Annotated in this window: 1 protein-coding gene; it reads left to right on the plus strand. The window is 62.2% G+C overall.

The window, feature by feature from the left end; all coding sequences use genetic code 11:
- On the plus strand, positions 1-715 hold a 715-nt coding region (locus tag A9X04_RS19400), incomplete at both ends, for a cation transporting ATPase C-terminal domain-containing protein (protein WP_197509240.1).

The following is a 715-nucleotide window of genomic DNA, read 5'->3' on the forward strand; positions in this document are numbered from 1 at the left end:
GGGATCTCGGTGGACAGCGCCACCGACGTGGCCAAGGACGCCGCCGACGTGGTGCTGCTGGAGAAGGACCTCGGTGTGTTGGCCACCGGGGTAGCAACGGGCAGAAGGATTTTCGCCAACACGATCAAGTACGTATTCATGGGCACATCAAGCAATTTCGGCAACACGTTCAGCGCCGCGGCGGCGTCGGCGTTTCTGCCGTTCCTGCCGATGCTGGCCAGCCAGCTCTTGCTGGGCAACCTGCTCTATGACGCCTCCCAACTGGCGATCCCCAGCGATCGGGTCGATGAGGAGCAGCAGAATGCGCCGTCGCACTGGAACGTCGCGTTCATCCGCAGGTTCATGCTGACGTTCGGCCCGATTAACTCGCTGTTCGACTTCTTGACCTTCGGATTCATGGTCGGCATCCTGCACGCTGGCGAAGTGGCGTTCCACACCGGCTGGTTCTTGGAAAACATTCTCACCCAGACGTTTATCGTGTTCGCGATCCGCACCCGCAGGGTGCCATTTCTGCGCAGCAGGCCCGGCGCTCTGCTTTCGGTCACGCTGATGTCAGTGGACGTGATCGGCATCGCGCTGACCGTCACGCCGCTTGGCCGCAAACTGGGCTTCACCCCGCTGCCATGGCAGTTCTTCGCCGTGCTGGGCGCGTTCGTCGCCAGCTACCTGGTGCTGGTGGAGCTGGCCAAGCTGCTCTTCTACAGCGAGCCGATGC

The sequence above is a fragment of the Mycobacterium sp. E3247 genome (assembly GCF_001667785.1).
Lineage (GTDB): Bacteria > Actinomycetota > Actinomycetes > Mycobacteriales > Mycobacteriaceae > Mycobacterium.